The organism is Azospirillum agricola (assembly GCF_017876095.1).
GTDB classification, from domain to species: Bacteria; Pseudomonadota; Alphaproteobacteria; order Azospirillales; family Azospirillaceae; genus Azospirillum; species Azospirillum agricola.
Window position 1 is genome coordinate 271,506 of sequence record NZ_JAGINM010000001.1, and the last position, 15,276, is coordinate 286,781.

The following is a 15,276-nucleotide window of genomic DNA, read 5'->3' on the forward strand; positions in this document are numbered from 1 at the left end:
GCGGAAGGGGAGGTTCCACCCGGACGGCGGACGGCGGGTCTTTTCGGTCCCGCGCCGCCCGATGGCAACAAAGCGGGGGCTTCGCCTGTTGGGACTGTCTCGAGAATCGGGTCCGCGCCATGCCGGCCGGGCGCGGTTCCGCACGAACGGGAGAGGAAACTCATGAACAGCAAGCTGTGTCTGGCGGTGATCGCCGCCACGCTGGCCGCCGCCCCGGCGGCGATGGCCCAGAGCGGAATGCCCAGCACGACGGGAATCACCCCGACCTACGACAGCAACGGCGCCCTGCGCGCGCCGACGCCGGACAGCACCGGCGCGTCGGGCCGCACCGACGCGCCCGCCGTGCGGAGCCTGTCGGAGAACGACCAGTGGCAGGGCCAAGCCAGCTCCCGTCCCAACCGGGGCATGAACCGTCAGGCGATGGACCAGGACACCATGCATCGCCGGGACACGGTGCAGCACCAGGACCGGATGCATCAGCGGGCCATGTCGGGCAGCACCGGCAACGAGGCGATGAACCGTGACGCCACCGGCTCGTCCAACCGGACGTCGATGCGCGGCACCACGATGAACAGCGAGATCTCGTCGCGTCGCGGGCGCGGCCAGAACGACCTGGAGCTGAGTCAGACCACCCTGTTGAACCAGTTCAGCGCGGCCGGCTACACCGTGGTGCGCGATTTCCGCAAGGACGGCGACCGCTACGTCGCCCAGGCGCAGGACCGCGACGGCCGCTGGAGCAGCGTCGAGCTGGATCCGCGCGCCGGCACCGTGACGCCGCGCTAATCCAGCAGCGTCGACCATGTGCCGGCGAGACGGCCGAAGCCTCCCGGCACCCGCGTGTCGTAGAGGGGCAGGGGGTGGCGCAACCTCTGCCCCGCGTCGCGTCCGAGCGTGCGCACCGCCGTCTCGGCCGTGCCGCCGACCGGCAGCCAGCCCGAGGCGTTGAGCGGCACCGACAGCGCCATGCCCCAATCCATGCGGCCGCCGAAACGGCTCTGCCCGCCGTCCGGCCCCTCGGTCCAGGTCGCCTGGGCGGACAGGGCGACGCCGCCGGCGAAGCGCCGCATCACCTCGACCGTGCCGCCCCAATCGCCGCCCAGATAGCGGCCGAGCCGCAGCGCGGTCGTGGTGACGGCACCGGGGCTCTCCCAGTAGAGGCTGGCGTGGCCGGTCAGCCGGTCGCTGTCCGGCAGCACGGCGAACAGCGCGGAGGGCCGCCGCTTCCACACGCGGTTGAGGTCGAGGCCGGCGGCCCAGCGGGCGGTGAGCGGCTGGTACAACGCCTCGGCCCCGACACCGGCGAACATCTCCTCCGGATAGCCGGCCGTGACACGGGTGGTCAGCCCGTCCGCCGGGCGCGCCAGCCAGGAGGCGTGCAGATGCCCGACCGACACCGGGTGCAGGGTGTAGCGCGGCAGGTCGCTGCGCACCGGCTCGGCGACGGGCAGGGCGTTGGTGTCGAGCAGGGCCAACTGGTCGCCGGTGTTGATCCGCAGAGCGCCACCCAGCACCCAGCCGCGCGCCGGCTCGCCGCTCAGCAGCAGGTCGGTGTGGGTGCGGACGGCGAGCGGCGTGCCCAGTTCGGCGAGGTCGAACTCCGCCGCGACCCGCGTGCCGAAATCCAGTCGGGGGCGCCAGGAGGGGGGCGGCCCGCCGGTGGGGGCCAGGCTGGCCGTCCGCCACAGCTCGTCGACGCTGCCCCGGTGGCTGGCGGCGCGCTCCAGGTCGCGGCGCAGCAGAGTGAGCGACGCGCCGTCCAGTCCGGCGGCGCCGGTGACGACCCGCAGCCGCTCGGCGTTTGGCGGCGCCAGATCGGCCAGCAGGCGTGCGGCCTGCCCGGCCTCACGCGCCAGCGGCAGCGTGGAGCGCCCGGCCGGGTCGAGCCACAGCGTCGCCGTCCCGTCGCCGATTTGGGCGGCGCGGGCGGGCAGGCCGTGGGCGCGGGCGACGGTGACGATCCCGTCGGCCGGCAATGCCGTCTCGGGCGACGGGCGCGGGCCGACCGGCGGGGGAGGCCGCCCGTCGCGGTCGACCTGCTCTGCGGGATCGAAACGCAGGGAGAGCCGCAGCATGGCGCGCCGCCCCTGTTCGAAGCCGGCGCCGAGATCGATCCAGGAGAAGGGGCGGTAGGCGAGCCCGACATTGTAGCGGCTGCCGGCCGTGAAACCCGGCTGGTCCTGGCGTTGCCCGCGCAGCGTGTCGCCGGTCGTCTCGATCTTCAGGCTGAGGTCGGGAATCGGCGTGTGCCATTCGACGCCGCCGAACAGGGCGACGCGCTCCCCGGTGAACCACGCGCGCGGCCCCCGCACGGACGGCCACCAGGAGGGATCGCGGTCGCGCCGGAAACGCCCGCCCAGAAAGCGCAGCGGGTTGCGGAAATGTCCGGCCTCGCCCAGCGTTCCCCAGCCGAGCCCGAGAGACAGGTCCAGATCCCACCAGCGCCGCGACAGCGCGATGTACTCGCCGGCAAAGCGGCCCTTGCCCGGCAGGTCGAATCCCGATCCGGTGACGTCGCGCCCGCCGACGACCAGCGCCGGTCCGTTCCCGTCCTCGGCGCGCAGCCGCAGCTTGAGGTCGAGGCCGGGTTCGGTGAGGCCGAAGTAACCGGGATAGACGCTGTTGCGCGCGGTGATCTCCAGCCAGGGCAGCGCCTGGACGGTGATGGCGGCATGGCGGTGCAGGTCTCCCAACCCGGTCAGCCCGCCGCTCATCGTTCCGTCGGGGGCCATGCGGGCGGTCGGCGTCTGCAACAGACCGACGCCGCCCCAATCCGACAGGCTTGTGGCCGGTTCATCCGCGTGGGCGGCCGTAACGGACAGCAGGAGAATAGCGGCGGCGAGGATGGCGTTCACGCAATGGTACGCAGAGGATCGGGAAAATCGCCGATCCTTCGCGCATCATGCGAATGAATGCAATTTAAAAAGGGTCAGAGCGCTTCGGTTCTGCAATTCAAGGAAAGCGCCTCGGCGGTGTTGGCGACGGCGGCGAGGCAGGTGTCGACGCGCTCCGGAGGTATGGAGACGGAAAAGCGCAGGCTGTAGCGCTCGCCGGCCCGGTCGGGCAGGGTCTGGGCGTCGAGCCGGACGATGTTCGCTTCGAATTGGGTGAAGATCTCCGACAGGCGGGCGACCAGACCGGGCTGATCGCCGCCCGACACCTCGACCCGGTGGGTGACGAACGCCTGCGGGCCGGGAACCGGGTCGAAGTCGAAGGGCGTCACCTTCACCTGGGCGCCGGCCAGTTCGGGCTGTGCGCTCAGGCTGGCCTCGACCTCCTCGACCGTCACCGTGTCGGGCAACTCGCAGACGGCGGAGAACTCGGCCCCGGTGCCGAGCGAGGCGAAGGTCGCGTCGCGCAGGTTGATCCCCAGTTCGAACAGATGCCCGGTGATCCCGGAGACCAGCCCGACCCGGTCGGGACAGAAGGTCGATACCAGCGCCAAAGCGGCCACGTCACGTCTCCCTCTTCGTCTTGGGTCCTGTGCCGCCATCGTTGTTGTGGGCGGCTTGCGTGTGGAATGACACGGATGAACACGGATATCCACGGATGAACACGGATTTCGCCGTCATCCGTGCGCGGGCGGGGCCCGCATCTTGTTCATCCGTGTCCAAAAGCCCTTTCGGATCCAGCCGGCGGTCAGGCCGCCGTGCCGCCCACCGTCAGGCCGTCGAGCCGCAGGGTCGGCTGTCCGACGCCGACCGGAACGCCCTGGCCGTCCTTGCCGCAGGTGCCGACGCCGGGGTCGAGGCGGCTGTCGTTGCCGATCATCGACACGCGGGTCAGGCTGTCCGGCCCGTTGCCGATCAGGGTGGCGCCCTTCACGGCGGGGCCGAGCTTGCCGTCCTCGATCAGATAGGCCTCGCTGGCCGAGAAGACGAACTTGCCGTTGGTGATGTCCACCTGACCGCCGCCGAAGTTCTTGGCGTAGATGCCCTTCTTGACCGAGGCGATGATCTCGTCCGGCGAATGGTTGCCGTTGCGCATCACCGTGTTGGTCATGCGCGGCATCGGGTGGTAGGCGAAGCTCTGGCGCCGGCCGTTGCCGGTCGGGCGCATGCCCATCAGCCGGGCGTTCATGCGGTCCTGCATGAAGCCGACGAGGATGCCGTCCTCGATCAGCGTCGTGCACTGGCCGGGCGTGCCCTCGTCGTCGACCGAGATCGAGCCGCGCGAGTTCTCGATGGTGCCGTCGTCGACGATGGTGACGCCGGGGGCGGCGATGCGCTGGCCCATCAGCCCGGCGAAGGCCGAGGTCTTCTTGCGGTTGAAGTCGCCCTCCAGCCCGTGGCCGATGGCCTCGTGCAGCAGGATGCCGGGCCAGCCGCTGCCGAGCACGACGGTCATCTCGCCCGCCGGGGCCGGCACCGAGGCGAGGTTGACCAGCGCCTGGCGCAGCGCCTCGTCGACGAAGCCGCGCCACGTCTCCGGCTGGATGTAGTGCTCGTAGGTGACGCGCCCGCCGCCGCCGTAGCCGCCGGTCTCCATGCGGTCGCCCTCGGCGACCACCACCGAGACGTTGAGCCGCACCAGCGGCCGCAGGTCGGCGACGCGCACGCCGTCGGCGCGGACGATCTGCACCGCCTGCCATTCGCCGCTGATCGAGCAGCTCACCTGGCGGACGCGCTCGTCCTTGCCGCGGGCATAGGCGTCGATGTCGGCCAGCAGCTTCACCTTCTCCTCGAAGGGGACGAGGTGCAGCGGGTTGTCGGGCATGTAGAGCGCCCGGTTGGTGCCGCCCGGCGGCTCGGCCAGCGTGCCGCTGTGGCCGCTCTGCACGGCGCGCACGGTGGCCGCGGCGCGGCGGATCGCATCTTCCGACAGGTTGGAGGCATGGGCGAAGCCGGTCGCCTCGCCGGCGATGGAGCGCAGGCCGAAGCCCTGGGTGGTGTCGAAGCTCGCCGACTTCAGCTTGCCGTCGTCCCAGCCCAGCGATTCGCTCTGGGCGTACTCCAGATAGAGTTCGCCGTCGTCGGCGTTGTGCAGGGCCTCTTGCACCACGCCTTCGACGCGGGCGCGGTCCATGCCGGCCCGGTTGAAGAAGAGATCGTCGGTGATGGCAAGCGCGCTCATGGACACTCCGGGGGCTCGATCGATCGTATAAGGCGGACGGCCGCCGGCGCTCTCGCGCCGCTGCGGGCGATGTGCTCTAAGAAGAGAGTCATAGTGTGGCGTCGCGGGCGCCGTCCGGCAAGGCTTGGCGACCATGCGGGGCGGGCGGGGCGGAAAAAGAAAGGGCAGGGGGACCATGGCCGAGCGTGAGACAACCATAATGACCGCGACACCGCCCCGCGAGCCCGCCGCCGCCGGCGGTCGGCCGCTGAGGGACCACGCGCTGCGCCTGACGCTGACCAACGAGGTCCACGCCCGCCCGCCGGAGTCGCTGAGCGCGCCGGTCCGCGCCACCATGCTGGCCATGCTGTCGGGAGAGGGGGCGGGAGAGACCGACCGCCGCCATCTGGAGGCGCTGTGCGACTGGGCCGGAGTCGCCCGCCCGCCGCAGGGCGCCACCCACCACAGCGCCTCCTTCGGCAGCTTCCGGCTGAAGTGGGAGCGCCACACCGAATTCTCGACCTGGACCGTCTTCCGGCCGAGCGCCAGGCCGGGCGGCGCGCTGGCCGGCATGTTGGTCGATCCCTTCGTCGAGCCGGCGGTCAACGCGGTGCCGCGCGAGTGGCTGCACGGGCTGCCGGGCGAGCTGATGGTCGGCATCCACGTCGCCGTGCTCGACGCCGACACGCCGGAGCCCTCGGCCAACATGATGGCGGCGATGTTCGGATCGGAGAGCTATGTCGGCTCGCGGATCGCCGGGCGGTCCGCCACCGCCTGGACCGACTTCCGCATCCATGGCGACGGCTTCTCGCGCATGCTGGTGGCCGACCATTCGATGACGCCGCGCCAGACCGGCCGCGTCGTCCAGCGCCTGCTGGAGATCGAGACCTACCGGGTGATGGCGCTGCTGGCCCTGCCGGTGGCGCGCGGGGTGCTGCCGCGCATCAACCCGATCGAATCGGATCTGGCCGAGCTGACCACGCGGGTCGCCACGCTGCGCGGTTTGCAGGACGAGCGCGACCTGCTCGACCGGCTGACCCTGCTGGCGGCGCAGACCGAGCAGATCGCCGCCGAGACCAGCTACCGATTCGGCGCCGCGCGGGCCTACCACGAGCTGGTCGAGAAGCGAATCGAGGAGCTGCGCGAGATCCGCATCGAGGGCATCCAGACGGTGCGCGAGTTCATGGACCGCCGCCTGACCCCGGCGATCCGCACCTGCGAGGCGGTCGAGCAGCGGCTGACCTCGCTGTCGCAGCGGGTGGCGCGCACCAGCAACCTGCTGCGCACCCGCGTCGAGATCGCGGTGGAGGGGCAGAACGCCGAGCTGCTCCAGTCGATGGACCGGCGGGCGCAGTTGCAGCTCCGGTTGCAGGAGACGGTCGAGGGGCTGTCGGTGGTGGCGATCAGCTATTATCTGGTCGGCATCGTCGGTTACGCGGCGAAGGGGTTGAAAGGATTTGGGCTGAAGGTCGATCCCGACATGCTGGTCGGGTTGATGATTCCGGTGGTCATCCTCTTCGTCTGGTCCGGCGTGCGGCGAATCCGCAAGGTCATCACCGGCGAGCATTGAGGGGCGTTCCGCTCCGTTCCGAGTTCCAGGTCCGACTTCCGGTGCCTGAAGGCCCTCTCCCGGAGCGGGAGAGGGCATTTTCCCGAAGGCGAGTCTCGCCTCGAATCATCCGGCTTGCCGTCCGCAACAAACGATTCCCCGCCGGGGTCCTTCCGAAAACTCCCGCGCCATCCCACGGAATGGAAAAAATTCGCTGCGCCAACGGACTGCGGCGGAATGCCGCATGGTTTAACCCCTTCTCAAGCTCAACCTTTGTTCCCATGCGCAACCGAAAACCGAGGGTGATCCATGCTCGCAGCCGGTCAGAGGAATCGCTTGTAACCCAGTGTGATGAGGGGATAAGCTCCGGCCGCGGGGATATGTCGCGGCTATAATGGCGCGAACCCTGCATAGTCCGGTTTTTGCTGACAAGCCCAACCGTTGAGTTCGCCAACGATGCGGAGCTTCGGACAAATATGGGAGGCGGCGGCACCGGCGGGAAGAGACGACCGCGGCCTATGACGAACGTCGCGGCAAAGAGAGGGGTGGGGATGAAAAGGCAGAGCCTGTGGGCCGCCGGGCTGACGGCGGTCGTGACAATGCTGGGCGCCGGCGGGTCGGCGCTCGCGAACGAGCCGCACCCATGGCAGTTCGGCCTCCAGGAGCCGGCGTCGCCCGTCAAGCACCTGATGGATTCGTTCCACAGCCTGCTGACCGTCATCATCACGCTGATCGTGATCTTCGTCGCGGCGTTGCTGGCCTATTGCGTCGTGCGCTTCAACGCCAAGGCCAACCCGGTCCCGTCCAAGACCTCGCACCACACGCTGCTCGAGGTGGCCTGGACCGTGCTGCCGGTGATCATCCTGATCGTGGTCGCCGTGCCGTCCTTCAAGCTGCTCTATGTGGCGGAGCGCGTGCCCGAGGCCGACATGACCATCAAGGTCACCGGCCGCCAATGGTATTGGGATTACGAATACCCCGACCACGGCAACATCGCCTTCTCCAGCTACATGATCCAGGACGCCGACCTGAAGCCCGGCCAGCGCCGCCTGCTGGAGGTCGACAACCGCGTCGTGGTTCCGGTCAATTCCACCGTCCGCCTGCTGGTCACCGCCGGCGACGTCATCCATTCCTGGGCCATCCCCTCCTTCGGCGTGAAGAAGGACGGCGTGCCCGGCCGCATCAACGAGACCTGGTTCAAGGCCGAGCGCGAGGGCGTCTATTACGGCCAGTGCTCGGAGATCTGCGGCACGAACCACGGCTACATGCCGATCGCGGTCGAGGTGGTGTCGAAGGAGAATTTCGACGCCTGGGTCGCCAAGACCAAGACCGCGATGGGAACCGGCAGCCGCGACGTGGCCCAGTTGCCGGCGGCTTCCACGGCGACCTCGCCGGCGGCCGCCTCGGTCGAGTGACCGGCCCGCACGAGAAACACCAAGAAGAACCAACCCCAGCCAGAGCCAGGGTGTCAGCCGGGATCCCGATCAGGATTTCCCAGGGCGGAGCAACCGGGATGGGTCGGGGGGCAGCGACGAAGGGTTGAAGACATGGCAAACGCCAATCCGGGACAGGCCCACGGGCATGACCACGGGCACGACGACCACCACATGCCGGGGTTCGTGCAGCGCTGGTTCTATTCGACCAACCACAAGGACATCGGCACGCTCTATTTGATCTTCTCGGTGATCGCCGGGCTGATCGGCGGCCTGTTCTCCGTCATCATGCGCATGGAGTTGCAGCATCCCGGCTTGCAGATCGTCGGCGACGGCCAGATGTGGAACGTGCTGATCACCGCGCACGGCCTCATCATGGTCTTCTTCGTCGTCATGCCGGCGCTGATCGGCGGCTTCGGCAACTGGTTCGTGCCGCTCATGATCGGTTCGCCCGACATGGCCTTCCCGCGCATGAACAACATCAGCTTCTGGCTGATCGTGCCGGCCTTCCTGCTGCTGCTGGGATCCGCCTTCGTCGGCACCGGCGCCGGCACCGGCTGGACGATCTACCCGCCGCTGTCCTCGCCGCTCGGCCATGGCGGGCCGTCGGTCGACATGGCGATCTTCGCGCTGCATCTGGCGGGCGCCAGCTCGATCCTGGGTGCCGTGAACTTCATCACCACCATCTTCAACATGCGCGCGCCGGGCATGACGCTGCACAAGATGCCGCTGTTCGTCTGGGCGATGCTGGTGACGGCCTTCCTGCTGCTGCTCGCCGTGCCGGTGCTGGGCGGCGCCATCACCATGCTGCTGACCGACCGCAACTTCGGCACCACCTTCTTCAACCCGGAAGGCGGCGGCGACCCGATCCTGTTCCAGCACCTGTTCTGGTTCTTCGGCCACCCCGAAGTCTACATCATGATCCTGCCGGCCTTCGGCATCATCAGCCACATCATCTCGACCTTCGCCAAGAAGCCGATCTTCGGCTACCTGGGCATGGCCTACGCCATGGTGGCGATCGGCGTCGTCGGCTTCGTCGTGTGGGCCCACCACATGTACACGGTCGGCCTCGACGTCAACACCAAGGCCTACTTCACCGCCGCGACGATGATCATCGCGGTGCCCACGGGCGTGAAGATCTTCTCCTGGGTCGCCACCATGTGGGGCGGGTCGATCGACTTCAAGGTGCCGATGCTGTGGGCGATCGGCTTCATCTTCCTGTTCACCGTCGGCGGCGTGACCGGCGTGGTGCTGGCCAACGGCGGCCTCGACAACGTCATGCACGACACCTACTACGTCGTCGCCCACTTCCACTATGTGCTGTCGCTGGGCGCGGTGTTCTCGATCTTCGCCGGCTGGTACTACTGGATCGGCAAGATGTCGGGCCGCCAGTATCCGGAATTCTGGGGCAAGGTCCATTTCTACACGACCTTCGTCGGCGTGAACCTGGTCTTCTTCCCGCAGCACTTCCTGGGCCTGGCCGGCATGCCGCGCCGCATCCCGGACTATCCGGACGCCTTCTGGGGGTGGAACATGATCTCCTCGCTGGGCGCCTACATCTCCTTCGCCTCGACCCTGCTGTTCGTCTGGATCGCCATCAAGACGCTGCGCAGCGGCGAGCGGGTGCCGGGCGCCTATTGGGGGCCGCAGGCCAGCACGCTGGAATGGACGGTCAGTTCGCCGCCCCCGTTCCACGCCTTCGAGACCCTGCCGCAGGTCAAGTGAGTGCATGAGACGCCAGGACCGGGCGGTCCCCAGTCGGCGGCCCGGTCCCAGCCAAGGATAGGAAGCGGAGGTGGACGACGATGACCGATGTGACGCTTGAACGGGTTCCCGGCGCCTCCGCCGGCGACTACATCGAGCTGCTGAAGCCGCGGGTCATGTCGCTGGTGGTGTTCACGGGGCTGGCCGGACTGGTGCTGGCGCCCGGCCACATTCACCCGTTGATCGGCGCGGTCGCCGTGCTGTGCATCGCGGTGGGGGCGGGTGCCTCCGGCGCCATCAACATGTGGTACGACCGCGACATCGACGCGGTGATGACGCGCACCGCCAAGCGCCCGATTCCCTCGGGCCGCGTTGGCGCCGACGAGGCGCTGGGTTTCGGCGTCACCCTGTCGGCGCTGTCGACGCTGGTGATGGGCATCGCGGTGAACTGGACGGCGGCGGCGCTGCTGGCGATGACCATCGGCTATTACGTCTTCGTCTACACCATGGGGCTGAAGCGCCGCACGCCGCAGAACATCGTCATCGGCGGCGCCGCCGGCGCCTTCCCGCCGATGATCGGCTGGGCGGCGGTGACGGGCGGGGTGGAGCTGCCCTCCATCCTGCTGTTCACGCTGATCTTCCTGTGGACGCCGCCGCATTTCTGGGCGCTGGCCCTGTTCCGCAACGGCGACTACACGCGGGCCGGCGTGCCGATGATGCCGGTGGTCGCCGGGCCGGACTCCACCAAGCGGCAGATGCTGCTCTACACGCTGGTGCTGCTGCCGGTGGCCGCCGCACCCTACTTCGTCGGGATCGCCGGGCCGGTCTATCTGGCCGCGTCGAGCGTGCTGGGCCTGATGTTCGTCGGCTGCGCCGTGCGCGTGCTGCGCGCCACCGACGACGGTCCGGCCAAGAAGATGTTCGGCTTTTCGATCCTGTACCTGTTCCTGCTGTTCGCCCTGATGATCGGCGAGCGGCTCGTCCTCGGAGGTGGGGCATGACCGTCATGGAGCGCGATATTCCCGAACAGGCCGTCAAGCGGCAGGCTGATGAGCGCGCCCGGCGGCTGCGCGGGCGCAATTACGCCGTGCTGGCGGCGCTGCTGGCGCTGGCCGTGCTGTTCTATGCCATCACCGTCGTGCGCATGGGCGCGGGGCACTAGCCGCCCCCGTCCAGCTGCTTCCGTCCAGCCGCCGCCGTCGAAACCAGAGGGATGAGGACCGCGATGAACGACAAGCTCCGCCGCCGCAACCTCGTCATCCTGTCGTCGCTGTTCGGGCTGGTGTTCGGCATGGTCGGGCTGGCCTACGCGTCGGTGCCGCTCTATTCGCTGTTCTGCGCGGTCACCGGCTTCGGCGGTACGACCATGCGGGCGGACGCCGCAGCGGCGACGACCCTCGACCGCAAGATCACGGTCCGCTTCAACGCCGACACCAACACGGCGCTGCCCTGGTCCTTCCGGCCGGAGCAGAAGGACATGGTGCTGAAGCTGGGCGAGACCGGGCTGGCCGCCTACCGGGCGGAGAGCCGTGGGGACAAGCCGACCGTCGGCACGGCGGTCTACAACGTCACCCCGGACAAGGCCGGGCGCTATTTCAACAAGCTGGAATGCTTCTGCTTCACCGAGCAGGTGCTCCAGCCCGGACAGGCGGTGGACATGCCGGTCGCCTTCTTCGTCGATCCGGCGATGAACGACGATCCCAACATGGCGGACGTCACCACCATCACGCTGTCCTACACCTTCTTCCGCGCCAAGGACAGCGACGCCGTCCTGGCGCAACGGGCGAACCAGGGAAGCAATCAAAAGGCGGCGCCCGGCGCGACCGCCACAAACTGAACCATTGGGGTAGAGAGACGATGGCCGACATCACCCACGGGCAAGTGCCGCACGTTGAACCGCCAGCCCAGCCGCCTGCCGGCGGCGGCATCCCGCATCCCTACCACCTGCTGAAGCCCAGCCCCTGGCCCCTGCTCGGCGCCTTCGCCGGCGGCCTGCTGGCGACCGGTCTGGTCGTGTACATGCACGGCGGCGGCAAGCTGCTGATGATCCTGGGCGTGCTGGCCATCCTCGGCGTGATGTTCGGCTGGTGGCGCGCGGTCATCCACGAGGCGGTGACGGAGAAGGCCCACACCCCGGTGGTGAAGATCGGCCTGCGCTATGGCATGGCGCTGTTCATCGCCTCGGAGGTGATGTTCTTCGCCGCCTTCTTCTGGGCCTTCTTCGACGCCGCCCTGTTCCCCAAGGCGTCACCGCTGAACCCCGACGCCCACTGGCCGCCGCCGACCATCGAGGTCATCTCGGCCTTCCACATGCCTCTGATGATGACGCTGACCCTGCTGCTGTCGGGCGTCACCGTCACCTGGGCGCACCACGCCATCATCGAGGGCAAGAACCGCGAGGCGGCCAAGGCGCTGGGGCTGACCGTCCTGCTCGGCGTGCTGTTCACCTTCTTCCAGATCTACGAATACGTCCACGCGACCTTCAAGTTCACCGACGGCATCTTCCCCTCGACCTTCTACATGGCGACCGGCTTCCACGGCTTCCATGTGTTCGTCGGCACCGTCTTCCTGATCGTCTGCTGGATCCGCACCATCAAGGGCCATTTCACCCCGCAGAGCCATTTCGGCTTCGAGGCGGCGGCCTGGTACTGGCACTTCGTGGACGTGGTCTGGCTGTTCCTGTTCGTGTCGGTCTACTGGTGGGGCAGCCACGGCGGCACCGTCGCCCACTGAGGCCCGGTCGGGTGGCCGGCTTCCATCCGAACGTCTCCCCGTTCGCGGCGGGCATGCGGTGCGCGTGCCCGCGCTGCGGCCGGGGCAGGCTGTTCAGGGGCTATCTGGACGTCGCGGAACGCTGCGACGTCTGCGGCCTCGATCTGGCGAAGGTCGACAGCGGCGACGGTCCCGCGGTCTTCCTGATCTTCATCCTCGGTTTCCTGGTGGTGCCCGTCGCCCTCTGGGTGTCGATGACGGTGGAGTGGCCGCTGTGGCTGCACGCCGTCGTCTGGAGCGTCGTGGTGATCGGTCTGACGCTCGGCATGCTGCGGCCGGCCAAGGCCTATGTTATTGCCTTGCAGTACCGTTACCGCCGCAGCGAACTCGAATAGCCTGATGACCACCGCGACCCGCCGTTTCCGCCCGTCGCTGCCGGCGACGCTGATGACCGTTCCCGCTGTCGCGCTGATGCTGGGGCTGGGGACGTGGCAGCTCCAGCGGATGGGCTGGAAGGCCGAGTTGATGGAGCGGGTGGGGGAGCGTGTGTCCGCCGCTCCCGTGCCGCTTCCCGCGGTGCTGGAGGACCCCACCGCCTGGGAGTTCCGCCCCGTCACGCTGACCGGGCGCTTCCTGAACGACAAGAGCCTGTTGCTGATCGCCCGTCCCCGCCAGGGGCAGGCGGGCTACGAGGTGATGACCCCGCTCCAGCGCTCCGACGGCGGCGGGGTGGTGCTGGTCAACCGCGGCTTCGTTCCGATGGACAGGCGCGATCCGGAGTCCCGCGCTGCCGGCCGTGTCGAGGGTGAGACCTCGCTGCGGGGGATCGTCCGCCTGCCGCAGCCGGCCGGCCTGTTCCAACCCGGCAACAGCCCCGGCGCCGAGGTCTGGCTGCGCGCCGATCCGCTGGCGATGGCGGCGGCGCTGGGGCTGCCAGCCGCCCCCCCCATGCTGGCCCCCGTGATTGTCGAGGCGCTGCCGGGCCAGGTCCCCGGCGGCCTGCCGGCCGGGATCGAGCCGCGCGTCGAGCTTCCCAACAACCATCTGCAATACGCTTTGACGTGGTACGGGCTTGCGGCCACGCTCGTGGCGGTCTACGTGCTGTCGCAGCGCAGACGCGCCGACACGAGAACGGATGGGCCGACGCATGACCGCTTACCGGGAGCTTGAACGCCGCTACGCCCGCATCGCCGCCATCGGCGACGCGCTGGGCATTCTCGGCTGGGACACGCAGACGATCATGCCGGAGGGCGCCAACGACGGCCGCGCCGAGCAGACCGCGACCCTGTCGGTGCTGGCGCACGAGATGGCGACCGATCCCCGCATCGGCGACCTGCTGGGCGAGGCGGAGACCGACGGCGATCTCGACGCGTGGCAGCGCGCCAACCTGCGCGAGATGCGCCGCAATTACGTCCACGCCACCGCCGTGCCCGCCGATCTGGTGGAGGCGACCAGCAAGGCCGTGTCGGTCTGCGAGATGACGTGGCGCGGCGCGCGGGCCGACAACGACTTCGCGGCCCTGCTGCCCTCGCTGACCGAGGTGCTGGCGCGCGTGCGCGAGGGGGCCGAGGCGCTGGGCGGCGTGCTTGGCGTGTCGCCCTACGACGCGCTGCTCGACGCCCACGATCCCGGCGCGCGGGCCGGGCGCATCGACGTGGTGTTCGCCGATCTGGCGGCCTTCCTGCCCGATCTGATCGGCCGCCTTCTCGACAGGCAGGCCGCCGATCCGGCGCCGATCCGGCCCACCGGTCCGTTCCCGGTCGAGACCCAGCGGGCGCTCGGCGTGCGGATGATGGAGCGGATGGGCTTCGACTTCCGGCGCGGCCGGCTGGATGTGTCGCTGCATCCCTTCTGCGGCGGCGCCACCGACGATGTGCGCATCACCACCCGCTACGACGAGGCTGACTTCGCCAACGCGCTGATGGGCGTGCTGCACGAGACCGGCCACGCGCTCTACGAACAGAACCGGCCTCGCGCCTGGCTGACGCAGCCGGTGGGGCAGGCGCGCGGCATGGCGGTGCATGAAAGCCAATCGCTCATCATGGAGATGCAGGCCAGCCGCTCCGCCGAGTTCCTGACCTGGCTGGCCCCGGTGGCGCGCGAGGCGTTCGGCGGCGAGGGGCCGGCCTGGGAGGCCGCCAACCTGCGGCGCCTCTACAGCCGGGTCGAGCGCGGCCTGATCCGCGTCGAGGCTGATGAAGTGACCTACCCGGCGCACGTCATCCTGCGTTACCGGCTGGAGAAGGCGATGATCGCGGGCGATCTGGCGCTGGCCGACCTGCCGGGCGCCTGGAACGATGGCATGGCCGAGCTGGTGGGCGTGGTGCCGCCCGACGACCGGCGCGGCTGCCTTCAGGACATCCACTGGCCGGGCGGCGGCTGGGGCTATTTCCCGAGCTACACGCTGGGCGCCATGACGGCGGCGCAACTGTTCGACGCCGCGCGCCGCTCCGACCCCGGGATCGTCCCCGCCCTGGCGCGCGGCGAGTTCGCGCCGCTGGCCGCGTGGCTGCGGGTGAACGTCCACGAGACGGGCTGCCTGCACGCCTCCGGCGACGATCTGCTGACGGCGGCGACCGGCCGGCCGCTCGACGCGTCGGTGTTCAAGCGGCATCTGGAGACGCGCTATCTGGGGTAAGAGCGCCGAACAGAATTCCGTTTTCGCCATCGGTGCCCAATGGAACCGTCATCCCCGCCTTCGCGGGGATGACGAGTCGAGAGACGACTCAAGCTTCTGTTGGGCGCTCTAAGCGCGGCGGCGGGTGTCCCGTTCGCTGATATCCCACGGCTCCGAAGGCCCCTCTTCCAAGGAAGAGGGGCTTTTCTTAT

Annotated in this window: 14 protein-coding genes; 11 read left to right on the forward strand and 3 right to left on the reverse strand. The window is 69.1% G+C overall.

Going from position 1 to position 15,276, the window contains the following annotated elements; translation table 11 throughout:
• Positions 1-162 precede the first annotated feature (162 nt).
• Complete coding sequence (locus tag J2847_RS01300; protein WP_209776436.1) at positions 163-783, forward strand: hypothetical protein; 621 nt, start codon at positions 163-165, stop codon at positions 781-783.
• Here J2847_RS01300 and J2847_RS01305 read toward each other — a convergent pair.
• From J2847_RS01305 to tldD, 3 genes are all read right to left on the reverse strand, one after another.
• Positions 780-2,852: a YjbH domain-containing protein gene (locus J2847_RS01305; RefSeq protein ID WP_325169294.1), complete on the reverse strand. Its 2,073-nt coding sequence runs from the start codon at positions 2,850-2,852 to the stop codon at positions 780-782. The genes J2847_RS01300 and J2847_RS01305 overlap by 4 nt on opposite strands.
• 74 nt (positions 2,853-2,926) lie before the next feature.
• Positions 2,927-3,451: a glycine cleavage system transcriptional repressor gene (locus J2847_RS01310; protein WP_325169295.1), complete on the reverse strand. Its 525-nt coding sequence runs from the start codon at positions 3,449-3,451 to the stop codon at positions 2,927-2,929.
• A 185-nt stretch (positions 3,452-3,636) separates the two neighbouring features.
• The gene (tldD, locus tag J2847_RS01315) at positions 3,637-5,070 is read right to left on the reverse strand and encodes a metalloprotease TldD (RefSeq protein ID WP_209776439.1); all 1,434 of its coding nucleotides are present in this window, start codon (positions 5,068-5,070) and stop codon (positions 3,637-3,639) included.
• 199 nt (positions 5,071-5,269) lie between these two features.
• On the opposite strand from tldD, the gene J2847_RS01320 reads away from it, so the two are divergent.
• The 10 genes from J2847_RS01320 to J2847_RS01365 all read left to right on the forward strand — a co-directional run bounded on the left by J2847_RS01320 (position 5,270) and on the right by J2847_RS01365 (position 15,085).
• The gene (locus J2847_RS01320; RefSeq protein WP_209776441.1) at positions 5,270-6,619 is read left to right on the forward strand and encodes a DUF3422 family protein; all 1,350 of its coding nucleotides are present in this window, start codon (positions 5,270-5,272) and stop codon (positions 6,617-6,619) included.
• Between the two features lie 530 nt (positions 6,620-7,149).
• Entirely contained in the window at positions 7,150-8,013 is an 864-nt protein-coding gene (gene coxB, locus J2847_RS01325; protein WP_209776443.1) for a cytochrome c oxidase subunit II, read from the forward strand.
• 132 nt (positions 8,014-8,145) lie between these two features.
• Positions 8,146-9,756 (forward strand): cytochrome c oxidase subunit I, encoded by a 1,611-nt coding sequence (gene ctaD, locus J2847_RS01330; RefSeq protein WP_209776444.1) that lies wholly within the window; start codon positions 8,146-8,148, stop codon positions 9,754-9,756.
• Between the two features lie 80 nt (positions 9,757-9,836).
• Complete coding sequence (cyoE, locus tag J2847_RS01335) at positions 9,837-10,736, forward strand: heme o synthase (protein WP_209776446.1); 900 nt, start codon at positions 9,837-9,839, stop codon at positions 10,734-10,736.
• Positions 10,733-10,897 (forward strand): hypothetical protein, encoded by a 165-nt coding sequence (locus tag J2847_RS01340; RefSeq protein ID WP_209776745.1) that lies wholly within the window; start codon positions 10,733-10,735, stop codon positions 10,895-10,897. The genes cyoE and J2847_RS01340 overlap by 4 nt, the downstream gene beginning before the upstream one ends.
• 63 nt (positions 10,898-10,960) lie before the next feature.
• Entirely contained in the window at positions 10,961-11,572 is a 612-nt protein-coding gene (locus tag J2847_RS01345) for a cytochrome c oxidase assembly protein (protein ID WP_209776447.1), read from the forward strand.
• A gap of 20 nt (positions 11,573-11,592) precedes the next feature.
• Complete coding sequence (locus J2847_RS01350; protein ID WP_209776449.1) at positions 11,593-12,468, forward strand: cytochrome c oxidase subunit 3; 876 nt, start codon at positions 11,593-11,595, stop codon at positions 12,466-12,468.
• A gap of 53 nt (positions 12,469-12,521) precedes the next feature.
• Complete coding sequence (locus J2847_RS01355) at positions 12,522-12,842, forward strand: DUF983 domain-containing protein (RefSeq protein ID WP_209776451.1); 321 nt, start codon at positions 12,522-12,524, stop codon at positions 12,840-12,842.
• A 4-nt stretch (positions 12,843-12,846) separates the two neighbouring features.
• A complete protein-coding gene (locus J2847_RS01360) occupies positions 12,847-13,617 on the forward strand; it encodes an SURF1 family protein (RefSeq protein WP_209776452.1) in 771 nt (256 codons plus the stop codon).
• On the forward strand, positions 13,595-15,085 hold the full coding sequence (locus J2847_RS01365) for a carboxypeptidase M32 (RefSeq protein ID WP_209776454.1): 1,491 nt from the start codon (positions 13,595-13,597) through the stop codon (positions 15,083-15,085). Before J2847_RS01360 ends, J2847_RS01365 begins: the two co-directional genes overlap by 23 nt.
• Positions 15,086-15,276 lie beyond the last annotated feature (191 nt).

Bases quoted from the DNA above. Each gene is read 5' to 3' on its own strand.
- tldD (WP_209776439.1), bottom strand. From the start codon at position 5,070: ATGAGCGCGCTTGCCATCACCGACGATCTCTTCTTCAACCGGGCCGGC.
- J2847_RS01345 (WP_209776447.1), top strand. From the start codon at position 10,961: ATGAACGACAAGCTCCGCCGCCGCAACCTCGTCATCCTGTCGTCGCTG.
- J2847_RS01355 (WP_209776451.1), top strand. From the start codon at position 12,522: ATGCGGTGCGCGTGCCCGCGCTGCGGCCGGGGCAGGCTGTTCAGGGGC.
- J2847_RS01300 (WP_209776436.1), top strand. From the start codon at position 163: ATGAACAGCAAGCTGTGTCTGGCGGTGATCGCCGCCACGCTGGCCGCC.
- J2847_RS01340 (WP_209776745.1), top strand. From the start codon at position 10,733: ATGACCGTCATGGAGCGCGATATTCCCGAACAGGCCGTCAAGCGGCAG.
- ctaD (WP_209776444.1), top strand. From the start codon at position 8,146: ATGGCAAACGCCAATCCGGGACAGGCCCACGGGCATGACCACGGGCAC.
- cyoE (WP_209776446.1), top strand. From the start codon at position 9,837: ATGACCGATGTGACGCTTGAACGGGTTCCCGGCGCCTCCGCCGGCGAC.
- J2847_RS01360 (WP_209776452.1), top strand. From the start codon at position 12,847: ATGACCACCGCGACCCGCCGTTTCCGCCCGTCGCTGCCGGCGACGCTG.
- J2847_RS01365 (WP_209776454.1), top strand. From the start codon at position 13,595: ATGACCGCTTACCGGGAGCTTGAACGCCGCTACGCCCGCATCGCCGCC.
- coxB (WP_209776443.1), top strand. From the start codon at position 7,150: ATGAAAAGGCAGAGCCTGTGGGCCGCCGGGCTGACGGCGGTCGTGACA.
- J2847_RS01350 (WP_209776449.1), top strand. From the start codon at position 11,593: ATGGCCGACATCACCCACGGGCAAGTGCCGCACGTTGAACCGCCAGCC.
- J2847_RS01320 (WP_209776441.1), top strand. From the start codon at position 5,270: ATGACCGCGACACCGCCCCGCGAGCCCGCCGCCGCCGGCGGTCGGCCG.